16 protein-coding genes are annotated in these 16935 nt (G+C 66.9%); 9 read left to right on the top strand and 7 right to left on the bottom strand.

Translation table 11 applies throughout. The annotated features are described in order from the left end of the window. The first annotated feature begins 49 nt into the window (after window positions 1–49). Window positions 50–679, top strand: a complete 630-nt coding sequence (locus tag JAO73_RS20415) for a nitroreductase family protein (protein WP_198979110.1) — start codon at window positions 50–52, stop codon at window positions 677–679. A gap of 95 nt (window positions 680–774) precedes the next feature. Here JAO73_RS20415 and JAO73_RS20410 read toward each other — a convergent pair whose 3' ends face one another. Both JAO73_RS20410 and JAO73_RS20405 read right to left on the bottom strand, forming a co-directional pair. Then, window positions 775–1662: a YitT family protein gene (locus JAO73_RS20410; protein WP_198979109.1), complete on the bottom strand. Its 888-nt coding sequence runs from the start codon at window positions 1660–1662 to the stop codon at window positions 775–777. A gap of 168 nt (window positions 1663–1830) precedes the next feature. Further along, window positions 1831–3708: an alpha-amylase family glycosyl hydrolase gene (locus JAO73_RS20405; RefSeq protein WP_233169316.1), complete on the bottom strand. Its 1878-nt coding sequence runs from the start codon at window positions 3706–3708 to the stop codon at window positions 1831–1833. A gap of 193 nt (window positions 3709–3901) precedes the next feature. Here JAO73_RS20405 and JAO73_RS20400 point away from each other — a divergent pair, with 193 nt between their 5' ends. Both JAO73_RS20400 and JAO73_RS20395 read left to right on the top strand, forming a co-directional pair. After that, on the top strand, window positions 3902–4594 hold the full coding sequence (locus tag JAO73_RS20400; protein WP_198979108.1) for a hypothetical protein: 693 nt from the start codon (window positions 3902–3904) through the stop codon (window positions 4592–4594). Window positions 4595–4669: 75 nt separating this feature from the next. Next, window positions 4670–5077, top strand: coding sequence for a DUF6960 family protein (locus JAO73_RS20395; RefSeq protein WP_198979107.1), 408 nt, complete (start codon window positions 4670–4672; stop codon window positions 5075–5077). A 5-nt stretch (window positions 5078–5082) separates the two neighbouring features. Here the strand turns inward: JAO73_RS20395 and JAO73_RS20390 are convergent, their stop codons facing one another. Then, window positions 5083–6429, bottom strand: a complete 1347-nt coding sequence (locus tag JAO73_RS20390) for a YfcC family protein (RefSeq protein WP_198979106.1) — start codon at window positions 6427–6429, stop codon at window positions 5083–5085. A 56-nt stretch (window positions 6430–6485) separates the two neighbouring features. Between JAO73_RS20390 and JAO73_RS20385 the strand changes: the two genes are divergently transcribed. Further along, window positions 6486–6731: a hypothetical protein gene (locus JAO73_RS20385; RefSeq protein WP_198979105.1), complete on the top strand. Its 246-nt coding sequence runs from the start codon at window positions 6486–6488 to the stop codon at window positions 6729–6731. A gap of 75 nt (window positions 6732–6806) precedes the next feature. Continuing rightward, the gene (locus JAO73_RS20380; protein WP_198979104.1) at window positions 6807–8024 is read left to right on the top strand and encodes a hypothetical protein; all 1218 of its coding nucleotides are present in this window, start codon (window positions 6807–6809) and stop codon (window positions 8022–8024) included. Between the two features lie 6 nt (window positions 8025–8030). Here JAO73_RS20380 and JAO73_RS20375 read toward each other — a convergent pair whose 3' ends face one another. Beyond that, a complete protein-coding gene (locus tag JAO73_RS20375; protein ID WP_198979103.1) occupies window positions 8031–8648 on the bottom strand; it encodes a hypothetical protein in 618 nt (205 codons plus the stop codon). Window positions 8649–8807: 159 nt separating this feature from the next. Between JAO73_RS20375 and JAO73_RS20370 the strand changes: the two genes are divergently transcribed. Beyond that, on the top strand, window positions 8808–10349 hold the full coding sequence (locus JAO73_RS20370) for a glycosyltransferase family 39 protein (protein WP_198979102.1): 1542 nt from the start codon (window positions 8808–8810) through the stop codon (window positions 10347–10349). Window positions 10350–10368: 19 nt separating this feature from the next. Here JAO73_RS20370 and JAO73_RS20365 read toward each other — a convergent pair whose 3' ends face one another. Beyond that, on the bottom strand, window positions 10369–10890 hold the full coding sequence (locus JAO73_RS20365; RefSeq protein ID WP_198979101.1) for a 2'-5' RNA ligase family protein: 522 nt from the start codon (window positions 10888–10890) through the stop codon (window positions 10369–10371). Window positions 10891–11081: 191 nt separating this feature from the next. Between JAO73_RS20365 and JAO73_RS20360 the strand changes: the two genes are divergently transcribed. Together JAO73_RS20360 and hutI are read left to right on the top strand one after the other, a co-directional pair. Beyond that, the gene (locus tag JAO73_RS20360; protein ID WP_233169315.1) at window positions 11082–12209 is read left to right on the top strand and encodes a spore photoproduct lyase family protein; all 1128 of its coding nucleotides are present in this window, start codon (window positions 11082–11084) and stop codon (window positions 12207–12209) included. Window positions 12210–12293: 84 nt separating this feature from the next. Next, window positions 12294–13556 carry an imidazolonepropionase gene (hutI, locus tag JAO73_RS20355; RefSeq protein ID WP_198979100.1) on the top strand — a complete coding sequence of 421 codons (1263 nt, stop codon included), beginning with the start codon at window positions 12294–12296 and terminating at the stop codon, window positions 13554–13556. A 75-nt stretch (window positions 13557–13631) separates the two neighbouring features. Here hutI and JAO73_RS20350 read toward each other — a convergent pair whose 3' ends face one another. Then, the gene (locus tag JAO73_RS20350; RefSeq protein WP_198979099.1) at window positions 13632–15362 is read right to left on the bottom strand and encodes a hypothetical protein; all 1731 of its coding nucleotides are present in this window, start codon (window positions 15360–15362) and stop codon (window positions 13632–13634) included. Continuing rightward, window positions 15359–15931, bottom strand: a complete 573-nt coding sequence (locus tag JAO73_RS20345; RefSeq protein WP_198979098.1) for an RNA polymerase sigma factor — start codon at window positions 15929–15931, stop codon at window positions 15359–15361. The genes JAO73_RS20350 and JAO73_RS20345 overlap by 4 nt, the downstream gene beginning before the upstream one ends. 167 nt (window positions 15932–16098) lie before the next feature. On the opposite strand from JAO73_RS20345, the gene JAO73_RS20340 reads away from it, so the two are divergent. Then, the gene (locus JAO73_RS20340; protein ID WP_317191262.1) at window positions 16099–16920 is read left to right on the top strand and encodes a PhzF family phenazine biosynthesis protein; all 822 of its coding nucleotides are present in this window, start codon (window positions 16099–16101) and stop codon (window positions 16918–16920) included. The last annotated feature ends 15 nt before the right edge of the window (window positions 16921–16935 follow it).

Raw genomic sequence — 16935 nt, 5'->3', positions numbered from 1 at the left:
GTCTGTTACGGGCCTTGCAATTTCTCATTCATTTCCCTGCCCGCATCTCATGACCGATTCCACCAACGTGCTTGCCCTCGAAACCCCCATTTTGCCGGTGCTGGCCCAGCGCCGCAGCCCCCGCGCCTACAGCGCGCAACCCGTGCCGCCCGAAGCCCTGCACCAGGTGTTTACCGCGGCTTCGTCGGCGGCTTCGTGCTTTGGCGAGCAGCCCTGGCGCTACCTGGTGGGGACGCAAGCCACTAGCCCGGAGGCGTTTGCCGGCATCCTGGCCAGCATGGGCGAGTTCAACCAAGTGTGGGCCAAAAACGCACCCGTGCTGGGCGTGAGCATTGCCAAGCTCACGTTCTCGCACGACGGCAACCCCAACGCCTGGGCCCGGCACGACGTGGGCCAGGCCACGGCCACCCTGGCCATTCAGGCCACCGAGCTGGGCCTGCAGGTGCACCAAATGGCCGGCTTCTCGCCCGACAAGCTGCGCGCGGCCTTCAGCATCCCGGCCGACTACGAGCCCGTGGCCGTGTTCACCCTCGGCTACCCCGGCGACCCGGCCAGCCTGCCCGATGGGCTGCGCGAAAAAGAGCTGGCCCCGCGCACCCGCAAGCCGCTGGCCGAGTTTCTCTTCGAAGGCGCCTGGCCCGGACTGGCCGAGGAGCGCTACGACCAGGCGCCCGTGTAAGGCTTTTCACGTAGCCGTCGGCACGCAACGGCCCGTCTCGCTGCGCCAAAAGTGCCGCAAGACGGGCCGTTGCGTGCCGATTTTACAAGCCAAACCTAGTGCAGCGGCCGCTTCTTGATGATGCCGCCGTGCGCGTCGTCGATGCCGTACTGCACCACAAACGCATTGGGGTCGATGCGGCGGATTTCGGCGTGCAGCTGCGGCAGCTCGAGGCGGGTAACGACGGTGAACACGATGTCGCGCTCATTGAGCTGCTCGCCGCGCTTGCCGAAGCCGGCTTTGCCCTGGTAGAGCGTCACGCCCCGCCCAAGGCCCTCGGTGATGGCCAGCCGAATGGTCTCGCTGTGCTCCGACACGATGGTGACGCCCGTGTACTGCTCGATGCCGTTGAGCACAAACTCCATCACGCGCGACGCCGCGAAGTAGGTGAGCATGGAGTACAGCGCCGGCTCGGTGCCGAGCACCCACACGGCCACGCCAAAGATGATGACGTTCAGAATCAATATAATGTCGCTGACTTTGAGCAGCGTCAGGTGGCGGCTCACGAGCAGGGCGGCTATTTCGGTCCCGTCGAGCACGGCGCCGCCGCGCATGGCCAGCCCAATGCCCGCCCCAATGAACACCCCGCCGAACACGGCCGTGAGCAGGCGGTCGGAGGTGATGTCGGGGAAGGGCACGAAGGCCAGCACCAGCGCCAGCCCGCCAATGCCGATGGCGCTGCGCACGGCAAAGCGGCGGCCCATCTGGCGGTAGCCCAGCGCCACAAAGGGCAGGTTGATGACCAGAATGAGGGCGGCCAGCGGCAGGTGGAGCAACGCCGCCAGCAGCATCGAAACGCCCGTCACGCCGCCGTCAATGAAATGGCTGGAAAGCAGGAAGGCCTTGAGGCCAAAGGCTGCGGCAATCACGCCCGCGATGATAAAAGCCGCGTTTTGGACTTCGGAAGCGGGGCGATTGATGGTAGTGGCAGGAGTGTGGGCCATACGGCAAAGGAAAGGCAAATAGGAAGAAACACCGCCCAAACCCGGCGTTTGGGCGGCGAAAGGGCTTTACATTTTGGGTCGAGAAAAGCAAAAATGCCGCGCCGGCTGTCACACTTCTTGAGCGTGACTGCCGGCGCGGCACGGCGTTGGGGGTATTTCCCAAGCGCCCTAATCCTGCGACAAAATGAGCACCGCATACGGCGCCACGCCGATGCTGCCGTGCCAGGCGTAGCCGTCGTATTCGCCCGCTTCGGCGTCTAGCCCGAAGCTGTCGAAGTCGGAGAACTCGCCGTCGTAGCCGCGCCAGTCGCTGTTGAAGCGCACCGTCCAGTGGCCGGGGCCGGGCAGGCCGATGGTGTATGCCTCGTGGGCTTGGTGGGCGAAGTTGGCCAGCACCACGGTGGTGTCGCCGGGGCCGCCGTCGCCGTCGGCCCAGCGGGCAAAGGCCACCAGCTTCTGGTCGTCGTTGACGTGGAACACGCGGGTGTGCTGTCCGCTCAGGCCGCGCGTGAAGCCGTGGAAATTGCGGCGCAGCGCAATCAGGTCGCGGTAGAGGCGCACCAGGCCGGCGCGGGTTTCCACGTGCGCCCATTCCAGCGGCTCGGCGTCGTTGAACTCGCCGGGCGCCAGAAACTCCTGGCCCTGAAACAGCATGGGAATGCCCGGCGCCGTGAGCACCAGCGCCGCGCCCAGGGTGGTGCGCTTCTTGGCAAAATAATGGTCGGCCGCGCCGGGCATGATTTCCTCGGCCACGCGGCTCTTGCCGTTGGCCACCTCGTCGTGGCTTTCGGTGTAGATGACGCGGCGGAAGGCGTCGCCGTTGTAGCTCACGGCCAGGGCGGCGGCCACGGCCGGCATGTTGCGGTCGGCGTCGTGGGCGGCAGTGAGGGCTTCCACCACAGGGTACACAAACGAAGAATCCCACTGCGAATCGAAGCCCTGGCCGCCGTTGGCCACGCTTTCGGTGATGCCGGCGTTGCCGCGCATGTCTTCGGCGATGGTGATTTTCCAGGGCATGGTCTGGTCGATTTCCTCGTTAATCCAGCGCATCAGGCTCCAGCCTTCGGGCAGGTCGGCGCCGGGGTCTTCCTCGCCGTGCACGTTGCGAATGAAGGCGATGGCGTCGGCGCGCAGGCCGTCGACGCGGTATTCCTGCAGCCACATCAGGGCGTTGTCGCGGATGTACTGACGCACTTCGGGGCGTCCGTAGTCGGGGCGGTTGTGGCCCCAGGGCGTTTCGGCTTTCCAGTCGTTGTAGAAGTAGATGCCGCCGCCGTCGTTTTCGCTCCAGCCGTCGAACTGCCACAAATCCAGGTCGCCGGGACCGAAGTGGTTGTACACCACGTCGAGCACCACGGCAATGCCGTGCCGGTGGGCCTCTTTTACGAGCTCCTTGAACGCCACGGGCCCGCCGTAGTCGCTTTCGAGGGCAAACGGGTTGGAGGGATTGTAGCCCCACGAGCGGCTGCCCGGAAACTCGGTGGCCGGCAGCAGCTCGATGCAGTTGATGCCCAGCTCGCGCAGGTAAGGCAGCTTTTCGGCCACGTCGGCGAAGGTGCCCACGCGCTCCTGGTCGGGAGCGTTGAAGGTGCCCACGTGCAGTTCGTAAATCACCAGCTCGTTCCAGGCCGGCATCTGGAAGTTGTCGTCGGCCCAGTCGAAATTCGGGTCGTGCACCACCGAGGAGCCGGCCGAATTCGTCACCTGCCGGGCGTAGGGGTCGTTGCGGTCAAACTGCTTTTTGCCGTTGGTGAGGCGGTATTTGTATTCGTCGCCGGGCTTGGCGCCGGGCACGTCGGTGGCCCAGTAGCCGTCGGCTTCGTGTTGCAGCGGGTGCTGCTCGGGGTTCCAGTCGTTGAACGAGCCGATGACCGCGACGGTCTCGGCGTGGGGCGCCCACACCCGGAAGGTGGTGCCGCCGGCGTGGGGCACGGCGCCCATGCCGGGCTGGGGGCCGGGCGAAGGGGCCGTGGTGGGGGAGGAAGCGGAAGCTTGGGAAGCAGTAGCGGCGCGGGGCGCGGGTTTGGAAGCGGAAGCGGTAAGCATTGAAAAAAGCAAAGCCACACTGCCCGGGCAGCCGAAAATGCGGCCGATGCTGAGCAGCAGGTAGCTCAACCATACGAACCTGCCAAACTTTTGGCTAGCTTGCACCGGCGTGGCTCGGGTACAGGCTGTCGCTCAGGCCGCTAGCCGGCGGCGCCCACCCCCCGCATTGCCGCCTCACGCTGACATTACGGCCATGAATACCGCCCCCCCGCTCACCGCTCTCCCCGAACGCACCACCCTGTACCACCGCCGCCACGCCCGGCAGCAGGTGGGCAAGTCGTTTGGGCATTTTGGGCCGGCCGTGGTGCTGCTGTTCGGCATTGCCCCGGTGCTCAGCGGCGAGGAGTCCTTCACCGCGTTGCGGGCGCTGGAAGTACTGATAGGCGCCGCCTACCTCGCGCTGATGGTGCGCGAGTGGGTGCACCTGCGCCACCACCCGCACCACCGCGAGCCCGTGGCGTGGCTGGAACTGGCCGCGGCTGCCATATTGGCCCTCGAGAGCTACCACATCTGGCACCGCCACCACGAAGCCGCGCTGGCAGGCCACCCGCACAAAACCCCGATTCTGCCGCTGCTCTATGCGGCCACAGCGGTCATGTTTGTGGTCATGGCCTTCCGCATGAAGGAGCTGGACGGCCGGCGGTTTCTGCACCTGCACGGTAGGGGCTTTGCCCTGCGCACCAACCGGCTGGGGCGCAAGCACGAGCTGCGCTGGGCCGAGGTGGCCGCCGTGGAGCCCGACGGGCCCGCCGACGTGCTGGTGCGCTGCACCAACGGCCGCGCCCGCCGCATTTCCTTTGCCCACCTGCACGAGGGCGCCGCGCACCGTGACCGCCTGCTGGCGCACGCCGCCGCGCAGCTGGACGCCGCGCCACAGGAGCACTAAAGCGCCCCAAGCGGCAACTTCGACGGTCGGTTTGGGGTTTTGAGGGTAATCTTTGCCCTGCGTTTACCCTACCCAATGCCCCGTCCCAAACCCGTTGTTTTTGGCCTCTACGGCTGGTCGCCCGACTACGGCTTCCGCTACATTCACCCCGCCAACCGGCGCTCGTTTGAGCTGCTGGAGCCCATGGGCAAGCTTTTCGAAAAAATAGCCGAAGACGAGGAGGGCGAGTGGCTCACCATTCGCTACGACGAGCAGCAGTTTCTGGTGCGCCCCGAGCTGTTCAAGGAAATCTACCACAAGCCCCCGTTCAGCTTCGGCGACGCGGTGGAGGAAGTGACGCCGCAGCCGGGCCAGTACCGCCACTTCGGCCACGTGTCCGACGTGTTCTGGGACGAAGCCAGCGACACGGCCACGTTTCAGATTGTGGAGCGCAAGCGCAAGCTGCCGCGCATTTTCCAGGCCAGCGAGCTGCGGGCCGATTAGGTCCGCTAAATCCCCACGGCGATGGCGGTGACGATGCTGATGACGCCGATAATGACCAGGCCGAGGTAGAGCGGCGCGGCAAACTTCAGCCAGTTTTCGAAGCGCACGCCGGTGGCGGCCAGCATGGCCATGAGCGTGCCGTTGGTGGGCGTGATGAGTTCGCAAAGGCCGGCCCCGTACTGAAACGCCAGCACCATCACCTGACGGGAAAGGCCGATGAGGTCGGAGAGGGGCGTGAGCAGGGGCATGGTGAGCGTGGCCTGGCCGCTGCCGCTGGGCACGGGCACGTGCAGCGCGGTTTGCACCGCCATCATGCCCAGGGCCGCCACCGACACGGGCAAGTGGCCCAGCGGCGTGGCAAGGCCGTTCACGATGGTGTCGACGATGTTGCCCTGCTCCAGCACCACGAAAATGGTGCGGGCAAAGCCGATGAGCATGGCTGAAAACGCCATGTCGCGGAAGCCCACCACGAAGCCCTCGGCCGTGCCGGTGGCACCCAGGCCACCCAGCAGGCCCGCCGCCACGCCCAGCGCAAAAAACAGGGCGCCCATCTCCTCGAAGCCCCAGCCCTGTTGCACCACGCCGTAGGCAAAGTAGCTGAAGGCCAGCAGCAGCAACAGCAGCACCAGGCCGTGGCGGCCGGCGCCGCGGGTGTCGGCCGCGGCTTCGGCCTCGGTTATTTCCACGGGCACGCGGTGGCGCTGGGCGTGCCGAATGGTGCCCCACAGCCACAGCGCCAGGGCCGGCACCAGAAACGCCAGCCGGTAGGCCCCGCCCGAGAGCAGCGGCAGCTGCGCCAGCTTCTGGGCAATGCCCACTTGAAAGGGATTGATGGGGCTGAACGAGGCGCCCACAAACGCCGCCCCGGCGCTGGCCGCCACGGCCGTGAGGGCCGGAAAACCCAATCGTCGCATCAGCACCAGCAGTACCGGCACCAGGGCAATGATTTCCTCGCCCATGTTTTCGAGGGCGCCCATGGTGGCAAACAGCAGGCCCACCAGCGGAATGACGAGCACCTGCCGGCCCTGGGTTTTCAGCAGCAGCCAGTCGACGCCGTGGCGCAGGGCGCCGGTCTGGTCGACCACGGTGAAGGCACCGCCGGCCAGGAAGATGAGAAAGACCACGCCCGCGGCATCGGCCAGGCCCTTGGGCAGGTCCACGAGCATGTCGAGCGGGCCCACGGGCGTGGCGGGCACGCGGTGGTACGACCCGGCCACCACCACTTCGCGCTGGGCAACGGGGTCTTGGCGGCGGTCGAAGCGGCCGGCGGGCAGCACGTAGCTAAGCACCGCGGCCAGCACGATGAAGCCCACCAGCAGCACCAGCGGGTGAGGAAAGCGAAAGGTGTTCATGGCACAAAGTAGGCCGCCGGCGCACGAACTTTGCAAAAGCGTCGTTTCGCTTTGCCATGACCTTCGCCGAATTCAAAGCCCTGCACCAGCGCCGCCAGGCCGAGCACCTGGCCCGGCACGGCACGCGCCTGGCCGAGCGCCAGGAAGACAGCTTCGACCTGGTGCTGTATGCGGTGGAAGGGTTTTACGCCGAAACCTGGCGCAGCCGGGGCGAGGAGCACATCCTGTTCATTCACGTGTTTCAGAAGCCGGCCGGGCTGGGCGACTACCTCAAGCTGGTGCGCCTGCCGGAGGCCCTCTGAGCCGGCCCGCTGGTTTGAAATTTCTTGCGACCTTCGCTCGGCCCGTTGCCGAAAACGCGGCGCAACTGTTTCTGTATGACCTGGCGAGGCGCCCTGGCGGGCCTGTTCGTATTGGTGGGCTCGGCGGCGTGGGCGCAGCAGGCCCCGGCCACCGATTCCATTTCCCGGCGCCTGAACCAGCGCCTCGTGCAAGGCGCCGTGCCGCCCATGGTGCGCGTGGTGCAGGTGCGCGAGGTGCTGCTGGCCGACCTGCGGCGCGACGAAGTGCGCCAGGTGCCCCAGCTGCTGGCCTACCTGGCCCAAACCGTGCCCGACTCCGTGACCGCCCTGCAGCCGCCCGAGGCCTGGGCCCTGCTGCTGGCGGCCGGGCAATTTGAGCAGTTGCTGAAACGGGTGGCGGCCGACAACCCCTTCGATGCCCCGCGCCTGGCGCGGCCCCGCCAGCAGCCGCCCCGCGACGGCCTGCTCGACCTGACCCAGGACTACCTCGTGCGCCACGAGGCCGACCTGCGCGCCCGCGCCCGGCAAGCCCGCGTGCCGGCCGAAGATTCCACTTTTCTGCAGCTCGCCCTCTCGCTGATGACGCAGCGGCGCTTTTCGCCGACTTCCCAGGAGCTCAACACGGACCTGCAGCAGTTCCTGGACCGCTACCCGCGCTCGGAGTACGGCTATTTTGTGCAGCGCGTGGTGCGGCCGGTGTACCAGCCGTCGCGGTTCAGCTACGGGTTGGATTTCCACTCCGGCACCGGGTTTTTCACGGGCGGGCTGAACGAGGATTTTCGGCCGGTGTTCAACTTCGGGCACGGGTTTGAGTTCGGCTGGGACCGGTACCTGCTGTACCTGCGCAACTACATCGGCACGGCCGAAACCCGCCACGCCTACACCTACGACGGCCGTACCTGGCCCACCGGGCAGCGCCTCAACTATTACGTGCCCGAAATTTCGGTGGGCTACCGCCTGCTCGAAGCCAAACGCCTGCAGGTTACGCCGTTTGTGGGCGTATCGTGGTGCAATTTCGCGCCGGCCAAAATGGAAGACCGCAAAAATCCCGACTTGGATTTCGACGTCACCTTCGGCTACCCCCTCACCGCCGGCCTCGACCTGAACGTGCTGCTCTGGCGCACCGAAAGCGGCCCAGAAATCGGCTCCTGGTTCCTCAAAATCCGCAGCGGCGTGCGCGCCGCCCGCAGCCCGCAGATGCCGGCCGGAAGCGGCACGCTCTTTTACCTCGACGTGGGCATCGGCGGGTTTGGCCGCATGATGCGCGCCCACAAGCCGAGTCAGGCCCGCTGACGGCGCCTACTCGGTTTCCAGCCGGTCCACGTCGGTGAGCTGGCCTTTGTTCTGCATAATTTTCAATTCGAACTGGCTCAGGGAAAACGTCTCCTTGCCGTATTTGCCGGGGGAATTGAGCGCGTCGATAGGGTGGTCGTTGTCGATTTGGAATTGGTTTTCCACCACGTCCACGGTTGGGCCTTTCACGGCCACCACCTTCAGCAGCGAGTAGTTGGGGTCGTCGTTTTTGGCGCGCACGGTGTAGATGTCGCCCACCCGCGGGGCGGCCAGGAAGGCGTCGTTTTCGCGGGAGTTCTGCGTGCCGGCCACGGCGGCCCAGCCCATGCCCAGCACCAGCAGCGCCGTGCCCGACCACGTCCACAGTGGCAGGCGGGTTTCGCGCTTCAGGGCCCGCACGGGCTCGCGCAGCTGCGCCGGCAGCTCTTTTTGGTCCCAGCTCAGGTTGCAGTTGGCGCAGGCCGCCGCCACCGGCTTGCCAAAGGGGAAGAGCGGGATGTAGTAGACGTGGGCGTAGCGGCTGTAAACGCTCGCGCGCAGCGAATCTTCGGCCAGGCAGGAGGGGCAGGCGCCGGGCACCGGAGCGGTGCGTACATGGGCACCGTTATAACCGTAAATAACCATCGGAAGGGTAGGGGTTGCTCAAAAAACTAGCGGGAAAAAGTGAAGGCGGCTAAAGATAGCGCCTTGCCTGCCAAGTGCCAATCCTAAGAATAGCAATGTAAATGGGGCTATGTTGAAGGATTCAGGTGCTAGCCGGTGCCGGGTGCTACCTTGCCGCCCATGAACCGCCTCCTGCCGCTCGCCTTTGCTTTGGTCAAGTTCGTGTCGGGCTACTTCCTGCTGAGCCCGCAGTACGACTTGCAGCGCGACGAATACCTCTACCTCAACCAGGGCCGGCACCTGGCCTGGGGCTACCTGGAAGTGCCGCCGCTCATTGCCGCGCAGGGCTGGGCCACGCTGGCGCTGGGCGGGGGCGAGGGCTGGGTGCACTTCTGGCCGTTTTGGTGGGGCGCGGCCACCGTGTACCTGGTGGTGCGGCTGGCGGGGCGGCTGGGCGGCGGGTGGTTTGCGCAGGCGCTGGCCGGCGCCTGCTACCTCGGCACCGCCTTTGCGCGGCTCAACCTGCTGTTTCAGCCCAACTCCTTCGAAGTCTTTGGGTTTGTGCTGGCGCTGTATGCGCTGGTGGGCTACCTGCAGCAGCAGCAGCGCCCGCGCTACCTGTACCTGCTGGGGGCAGCGTTGGGCCTGGGCTTGCTGAACAAGTACACCACGCTGTTTTTCATCGCCGCGCTGGGCGGGGCGCTGCTGCTCACGCCGGCCCGGCGCATGCTGCTCAACCGGCATTTTTGGGGCGCGGCGGGGCTGGGGCTGCTGCTGTGGCTGCCCAACGCGGTGTGGCAGGTGCAGCACGGCGTGCCGTTTCTGCACCACATGGCCCTGCTCAAATCCAGCCAGCTGGTGCACGTCGAGCCCGCCGATTTCTGGAAAGCCCAGCTGCTGATGAACCTGCCCGCCGTCTGGGTGTGGGCGCCCGGCCTGCTGGCCCTGCTGCTGGGGCGGGCATTTCGGCCGTACCGGGCGGTGGGCTGGGTGGCCGTGCTGGGCGTGGGCCTGCTGGCCGTGCTGCACGGCAAGGACTACTATGCCCTGGGCTACTACCCGGTGCTGTTTGCGTTTGGGGCGGTGTGGTGGGAGGCCTGGCTGCGCCGGTTCCGTTGGAAAGCGGCGTTGCAGCCCGCGCTGGTGCTGGTGCCGTTGGTGTTTCTGGTCTTTTTTGCGCCCTTCCTGTTTCCGGTGCGGGGCCCTGCCGAGATGGCCGCCCTGAGCCCCACCTACGCCAAGCTCGGCCTCTACCGCTGGGAGGACGGCGAAGACCACGCCCTGCCCCAGGACTACGCCGACATGCGCGGCTGGCGCGAGCTGGCCGCCAACACCTGGGCCGCCTACCAGTCCTTGCCCGCCGAAGCGCGCGCCCACACCCTCATTCACTGCGCCAACTACGGCCAGGCCAGCGCCATCAACTACTTCAACCGCGGCCGGGCACTGCCGCCGGCCCACAGCCTCAACGGCAGCTTCATTTACTGGTACCCGTCGCCGGCCCAGCTGGCGCAGTGCCAGGCCATCCTCATCGTCGACGACGAGCCCGACGACGACCTGGCCTCGCATTTTGGCAGCTACCGCCGCTTCGGCGCCGTGGCCGACCCCTACGCCCGCGAGCGCGGCACCGCCGTCACCATCGGCCTGCGCCCCGATGCGGCGGTGCTGGCTCAGGTGGCGCAGGAGCACCGCGCCGCCTTGGCCGACTGGGAAGGCCCGAAGTAGGGGCAGGGCTTGCCCCGCCTTACATGTCAAACGGAAACTCGGCCAGGCTTTCCCAGGGGCCGTTGCGGTAGGCCCACAGGTGCAGCCCCGTGCCCACGGCCGCAAATGGCGCAAACGCCGGCTGCAGGGCGGCCAGCAGCTGGCGGGCGGCTTCAGGCGTCACCTTGTTTTGGATGGTGACGTGCGGCTGCAGCTTCTGCTGGTCTTGGGGCGTGAGGTGGGCGGCAAACAAGCTTTGCAGGCGGCGGTGCAGGGCGCGCAATTGCTCATTCTCAAGGGTGAAGGCCACGCCGCGGCCCAGCGAGCGCAGCCCTGTGACCTGCAGCGCGAGCGGGGTCTGGTTGCGGCACAAGGCACTCAATTGCTGGCGAATGTTGGCCAAATCTGCTCCCGGCAGGTGGTGAAACAAGGTGAGATGCGCCGCCAGGTAGTTGATGTTGGGCGGGAAGTGCTGCCGGCGTAGGTCGTTGAAATACGTCTGAGATGCTTCGTCCAACATCAGAGTAAGAATGAGCGGGGCGGGGTTGTTAAAGTCGGGCATCGGGCAGCTGGGGAAGGGGCGGGGAGGAATACGCAACCACGTGGGCAACCGCCGCGGAAGGGCTGATTTTGCCTGTTTTTGGGAGGCGAGTTCGTGTGATAAAAGGCGCTGGCGCGTGTTTTTAGGCCGTTTTTATGGACTTTATTCACGCTAAAAAGCGTTGCATAACTATCTGTCACCAACCTGATTTTATGCTCACTGCTGGCACGCTTGTTTCGCTTTCTGATGCCCTGCTCACCGACGTGCCCACGCCGGCCCTGGCGCCCCGCACGCACTCGGCCAAGCTGTGGCTGCCCCAGCGCGTGGTGTTCACCCCCGACGCGCTCGACGAAGAGTTTGGCCAGCAAATTCTGGCCCGCGTCTCGGCCCAAAACCTGGAAGTGGAGCTGCTGAAAAGCAACCGCCTCACCGGCCTGCGCGACCCCGGCGGCGACGTGCGCGCCACCTACCGCACCGCCAAAAACACCCTGGCCGTGGTGAAGGCCCCCGCCGGCGCCCTGCGCCTGCAGCCCACCCCGCCCTCGGCCGACTGGCAGCTCAACCTCGCCGAAGGCTGCCCCGCCCACTGCCAGTACTGCTACCTGGCCGGCTCGCTCAGCGGCCCGCCCGTGGTGAAGGCCTTCGCCAACCTGCCCCAGCTGCTGGCCAACACCGCCAGCTACGAGCGGCCCGGCCGCGTCACCAGTTTCGAGGCCAGCTGCTACACCGACGTGCTGGGCATTGAGCACCTCACCGGCAGCCTGGCCGAAGCCGTGCGCCACTTCAGCACCCGCGAGGGCGCCCAGCTGCGTTTTGTGAGCAAATACGACCACATCGACTCCCTGCTGGCCCTGCCGCACCGCGGCCGCACGCGGGCCCGCTTCTCCCTCAACGCTGAGCCCGTGGCCCGGCGCCTCGAAGGCGGCACGGCCTCGGTCGAGGCCCGGATTCAGGCCATGCGCCGGCTGGCGCTGCCCGTAGCCCTGGGCGGCGCCGGCTACCCGGTGGGCGTGGTGCTGGCGCCCATCATGCCCATTCCCGACTGGCAGCAGCACTACACTGAGCTGCTCGACCGCCTGCAACAGGCATTTGATTTCGACTGCGACCTCACCGTCGAGTTCATCACCCACCGCTTCACGCCCGGTTCCAAAGACGTGTTGCTGCAATGGTACCCCAACACCAGCCTCGACCTGGCCGAAGAAGGCCGCGCCGTGAAGCGCAACAAGTTCGGCGGCCTCAAATACGTGTACCAGCCCGAGCAGATGAAGGCCATGAAGGCGTGGTTCTACGCCGAGTGGCAGCGCCGCTTTCCCGCCGCCCCGGTGCAGTACTGGACGTAAGCGTAAAACCGGTCAATTCGCGCGCAGCGAAGCAATGTCAGGGCCGGTTCTTTATTCTTCATTACGGCCAGCGTTATTTGCCGCATGCTTCCCTACACCCTCGTCATTCAGCACGCGGCCCAGGTGCTGACCCTGGCCGGCGGCCCCGCCGACCGCCCCCTGGCCGGGCCCGACCTACACAACTGGACCATCATCGAGCGCGGCTACGTGGCCTGCCGGGGCGATAAAATCGTGGCCGTGGGCCCGATGGACGAGCTCGACCTGGCCCACATCACGCCCGAAACCCGCTTGCTCGACGCCTCCGGCCGCGTGGTAATGCCGGGCCTGGTGGAGTGCCACACCCATCTCGTGTTTGGTGGCAATCGGGCCCATGAGTTCGAGCGCAAGCTGCGCGGCGAGTCTTACCTCGACATCCTGGCCAGTGGCGGGGGCATCCTGAGCACCGTGCGCGCCACCCGCGCCGCCCCGGAGGCCGAACTGCTGGCCAACGCCCTGCACCACCTCGACGGGTTTCTGCGCTACGGCGTGACCACGCTGGAGGCCAAAAGCGGCTACGGCCTCGACCGCGACACCGAATTGCGGCTGGTGCGGGTGGCCCGCGAGGCCGGCCGCCGGCAGCCGGTGCGGGTGGTGCCCACCTTCTTGGGCGCCCACGTGGTGCCGCCCGAGTTCAAGGAAGCCGGCCCGCGGTCCTACGTCGATTTTATTCTCCGCGAAGTGTTGTCGGACCTGAAAGGGGAGGCGGCCTACGTCGATATTTTCTGCGAGGCGGGTGCGTTTCCGCTCGACGTGGCGCAGTATTTCCTCACGCAGGCCCACAAAATGGGCTTTGGGCTAAAGATTCACGCCGAGCAGCTGCACGACCTGGGCGGCTGCGAAATGGCTGCCGAGCTGGGCGCCACCAGCATCGACCACTGCGACTACCTCACGCCTGAAGCCGCCGGCCGCATTGCGCGCCGCAGTCAGGGGCGCACGGTGGCGGTGCTGCTGCCGCTGGTGCCGCTGTTTTTGCGGCAGGAGAAATTTGCGCCCGGCCGCGCCTTCATCGACCAGGGCCTGCCGGTGGCGGTGAGCACCGATTTCAACCCCGGCTCCTGTCCCAGCAAAAACCTGTGGCTGGCCATGTCCCTGGCCTGCCTCAAAATGGGCTTCACTCCCCAGGAGGCCGTGGCCGCCGCCACCCTCAACGCCGCTTGGGCCCTCGGCCACGCCGCCGACTGCGGCAGCCTGGAGCCCGGCAAGCGCGCCGACCTCCTGCTGCTCAACGTGGGCAGCGTGGCCGAAATCCCGTACTGGCTGGGCGAAAACCCGGTGCGCGAGGTGATTGTGGGCGGCGAGCTGCAATAAGTTGCGGGCCCGGTAGAAGCCGCCAAGAGGTAGAGAAGCAACATGTTGCTTCTCTACCCCGTTCAGCCTCGCTGCTTAGCGCCAGTCGTAGGATACGCCCAGCAGCACGCCCGCGCCCAGCAAGTGCCGGGGTGTGAGGCCGGAAACCGGCTTCGCCAAAGAGCTGAGGAAGTACGTGGCGCTGGGCTGGGCCAGCAACTCCAGGCGCGAGGCCACGCGGTAGCGCACGTCGAGCCCACCGCTGAGCGACAGATTCAGCGCGCGGTTGGGGCCGTCGGCGCTCGGACCCCAGGCGTGGCGGGCCGCATCGGAGCCGGCGCTGTTGCCGCCCAGATAAAAAGCGGCATCGGCCCCGCCGCTGAAGGCATAACTGATTTTTTTGGTGGCCCCGAGAACGTAGCTCAGCCGCACCGGCACCGTGAGGAAGCGGTAGGTGTCGCGGTAAGTGCTTTGCGTGAAGACGTAAGTGGTGATGGGAGGCCGCGGGTTCGATACCACCACCGGCGGAATCGACGAGGTAATGGCTTTTACCTCGTCATAAGTCCGTTGAAGGGCGTATTCCTGGTAGCCCAGGCCGGTGCTCAGGCTCCACCGGCCGCTGAGCACGCGCCGCACTTGCAGCGCCAGCGCCAGGCCGGTGCCGGCTTGTTCCTGCTGTTCGCGCACGTTGCCTGCTGTGTCGTACGACCTGATGGTGTTTGGCGTTGGCGAGCTAAGGGCGTTAGATGCTAAGTCATTGGATTGGCTGAGGTGCCGGTAGGTGTAAGCCGGTCCGCCCACCACCTGCACTGCCCAGCGGCGCACAGGCACCGCCGGGAGCCGAGGCAGCGTGTCGGCCGGCAAGGCCAGGCGCAACGCTGCCATCTCCACGGGCGACAGCACTGCGCGGCGCGAGGCCAACGGGCCCGTCCACGTGGATGAAGCTGCTTCGCTGCTCGACATTCCGGCGACGGCCGCTGCCTGCGTGCCGCCTATCTCGCCGCTGGCTAAGCCGCTCTGGTTGACTGGAGTTGCTCCGTTATCGTTCATGCGGCCAGCTCCAGAAACTGCCCCACGAGGCGCAACCGCCGCCACAGTGACAGCGGCAGCGTTCACCGGACGCCAGGCCTGGCCAGGCCGGGCAGCACTTGCCGCTTCCTGGTCTCCTGCCCCTGGCTTGGCCAGCACGGCGGCAAAACGGCCTTTCCGGGCCGAACGGCCAACCATAGCTATTCCCTCCGTGCGGCCAGTCGCGGTTTTCACGGCCGGCCGCGAAGCTGCCGTAATAGCGCCGGAAGCGACTGCCGCGCCAGTACTACTAGGCCCGGAAACCAGTCCGGTACCATTCCCAGCTACAGCATTCCTTGGCGTAGTCGCTCCCGGCGCCGCTTCCCCAGCCGCTGCAACGGCTGGAGTTGCGGATGCTGGCGCACTGAAAGAGGCTGCACCTGAAGCCGGCGCAACGCCCGCCACGGGTCCCTCGCTGGCTGAGCCTGAGCGCGCGGCACCGGGCGCCGGAGCAGTGCCCGGCTGCAACGTGGCCAGTTGATTTTGCTGGTCGGCCCGCCGGGCCGCCTGCTGCGCCAGCTCGCGGCGCTGGCCCACGCGCCACCACTGCCAGCCGGCCGTGCCCACCACGGCCAGCAGCAGGAGTAGCAGCGCGGCGGCCGTGCGTTTGTGGCGGCGCTTGCGCAGCTGGGGCGCGGCCACCGGCGGCGGCAACTGCGCCCGAATGTTGGCCCACAGCGGCGCGGGCGGCTCCTGGCCGTGGTCGGCCAAGCGGCGGCGCAAGGCATCGTACAGGTCGTCGGGTTCGCGGTCGGTCATGGCAATTGGGGGTGATGGTGGGCCGCCAGGCGGGATTCGAGCAGGCGGCGGGCCCGGGCCAGCTGCGATTTGCTGGTGCCTTCGGCAATGCCCAGCAGCTCGGCAATTTCCTGGTGCGAGTAGCCCTCCACGGCGTAGAGGTTGAGCACCGTGCGGTAGCCGGGCGGCAGCGTGGCCAGCAGGGCCAGCAGGTCGTCGGCGGCCAGTTGCTCCATGGCCGAGGGCTCGGGGGCGGGCAGGTCGGCCGCCAGTTCGTCCAGCGCCTCGCCGCTGGGGCCGGGGTGGCGCAGGCGGTGCTGTTCCAGGGCGTGCAGCGAGGTGGTGACGGCAATGCGGCGGGCCCAGGCTTCGAAGGGGCCCTGGCCGCGGTATTGGTCGAGGCGGGTGAAAATTTTAACGAACGTGTTTTGCAGGGCGTCCTCCGCTTCGGCCCGGTTGGGGCAATAGCGCAGGCACACGCCCATGAGGCCATAGGCGAGGCGTTGATAGAGCCGGTGCTGCGCGGCCGATTCGCCCCGCCGGCACGCCGCCAGCAAGGCCTCATCAACCGGGGCAAGGGGAGGCGGCATGCAGTAAAAGTGTGAAGACGCCGGGCTGTACAGCCCCCGGCATCTGAACCCATGACCGGCGGCCGGCCGGCGCGGTTGCGTGGCCCCTAAGTTATTTTGAAAAATTCACGCGCCGACGCCCCCGAACCATTCGGCCAAGCGCCCGCCGCCGTATTCTTGCCGCACAATTGCTGCCTCGCCTAACCTGCCCCCACGCCATGCGCTACTTCCACGTCGACGCCTTCGCCCAAACGCCCTTCACCGGCAACCCCGCCGGCGTGTGCCCGCTCGACGCTTTCCCACCGGCCGCGCTCATGCAGCGCATCGCCGCCGAAAACAGCCTGGCCGAAACCGCCTTCATCGTGCCCCGCGCCGGCGCGCCGGCCGAGTACGACATCCGCTGGTTTACGCCGGCCGTGGAAATCGACTTGTGCGGCCACGCCACGCTGGCCTCGGCGCACGTGCTGTTCACGCACCTGGGCTTCTCCGAAGCGCAGGTCACCTTCCACAGCCAGAGCGGCCCCTTGCGGGTGGCCCGCGAAGCCGATGGCCGCCTCACCCTCGACTTCCCCTCGCGCCCGCCGCAGGAACTGACCGCGCACCCCACCGGCTTGGCCGACGGCCTGCGCGCCACGCCCTTGCACGTGCTGGCCGCCCGCGACCTGCTCGTCGTCTTCAACACCGAAGCCGAAGTGCTGGCCCTGCGCCCTGACTACTCCCGCATTGCCGCGCTGGAGTACGTGGGCGTCATCGCCACCGCGCCCGGCAACAATGGCATCGATTTCGTGTCGCGCTTTTTCGCGCCCCGCGTGGGCGTGCCCGAAGACCCCGTGACCGGCTCGGCCCACAGCACGCTCATTCCCTACTGGGCCCAGAAGCTGGGCAAAACCGAGCTGCACGCCCGGCAGATTTCGCCCCGCGGCGGCGACTTGTGGTGCCGCCTGCGCGGCGATAGGGTGGACATCAGCGGCTACGCAGTGACGTATGGGGTGGGGGAGTTGTTGGTATGAACATAATTCAGATTG

The sequence above is a fragment of the Hymenobacter miniatus genome (assembly GCF_016427455.1).
Classification (GTDB): domain Bacteria; phylum Bacteroidota; class Bacteroidia; order Cytophagales; family Hymenobacteraceae; genus Hymenobacter; species Hymenobacter armeniacus.
The sequence above is the reverse complement of the archived record's forward strand: the minus strand, read 5'-3'. Positions and strand labels throughout refer to the sequence as shown.

What these genes read in the sequence shown, in the direction of transcription:
- hutI (WP_198979100.1), top strand. Translation starts at nt 12,294, where the DNA reads ATGCTTCCCTACACCCTCGTCATTCAGCACGCGGCCCAGGTGCTGACC.
- JAO73_RS20370 (WP_198979102.1), top strand. Translation starts at nt 8,808, where the DNA reads ATGAACCGCCTCCTGCCGCTCGCCTTTGCTTTGGTCAAGTTCGTGTCG.
- JAO73_RS20405 (WP_233169316.1), bottom strand. Translation starts at nt 3,708, where the DNA reads ATGCTTACCGCTTCCGCTTCCAAACCCGCGCCCCGCGCCGCTACTGCT.
- JAO73_RS20350 (WP_198979099.1), bottom strand. Translation starts at nt 15,362, where the DNA reads ATGACCGACCGCGAACCCGACGACCTGTACGATGCCTTGCGCCGCCGC.
- JAO73_RS20410 (WP_198979109.1), bottom strand. Translation starts at nt 1,662, where the DNA reads ATGGCCCACACTCCTGCCACTACCATCAATCGCCCCGCTTCCGAAGTC.
- JAO73_RS20395 (WP_198979107.1), top strand. Translation starts at nt 4,670, where the DNA reads ATGCCCCGTCCCAAACCCGTTGTTTTTGGCCTCTACGGCTGGTCGCCC.
- JAO73_RS20375 (WP_198979103.1), bottom strand. Translation starts at nt 8,648, where the DNA reads ATGGTTATTTACGGTTATAACGGTGCCCATGTACGCACCGCTCCGGTG.
- JAO73_RS20390 (WP_198979106.1), bottom strand. Translation starts at nt 6,429, where the DNA reads ATGAACACCTTTCGCTTTCCTCACCCGCTGGTGCTGCTGGTGGGCTTC.
- JAO73_RS20360 (WP_233169315.1), top strand. Translation starts at nt 11,082, where the DNA reads ATGCTCACTGCTGGCACGCTTGTTTCGCTTTCTGATGCCCTGCTCACC.
- JAO73_RS20385 (WP_198979105.1), top strand. Translation starts at nt 6,486, where the DNA reads ATGACCTTCGCCGAATTCAAAGCCCTGCACCAGCGCCGCCAGGCCGAG.
- JAO73_RS20345 (WP_198979098.1), bottom strand. Translation starts at nt 15,931, where the DNA reads ATGCCGCCTCCCCTTGCCCCGGTTGATGAGGCCTTGCTGGCGGCGTGC.
- JAO73_RS20415 (WP_198979110.1), top strand. Translation starts at nt 50, where the DNA reads ATGACCGATTCCACCAACGTGCTTGCCCTCGAAACCCCCATTTTGCCG.
- JAO73_RS20365 (WP_198979101.1), bottom strand. Translation starts at nt 10,890, where the DNA reads ATGCCCGACTTTAACAACCCCGCCCCGCTCATTCTTACTCTGATGTTG.
- JAO73_RS20380 (WP_198979104.1), top strand. Translation starts at nt 6,807, where the DNA reads ATGACCTGGCGAGGCGCCCTGGCGGGCCTGTTCGTATTGGTGGGCTCG.
- JAO73_RS20400 (WP_198979108.1), top strand. Translation starts at nt 3,902, where the DNA reads ATGAATACCGCCCCCCCGCTCACCGCTCTCCCCGAACGCACCACCCTG.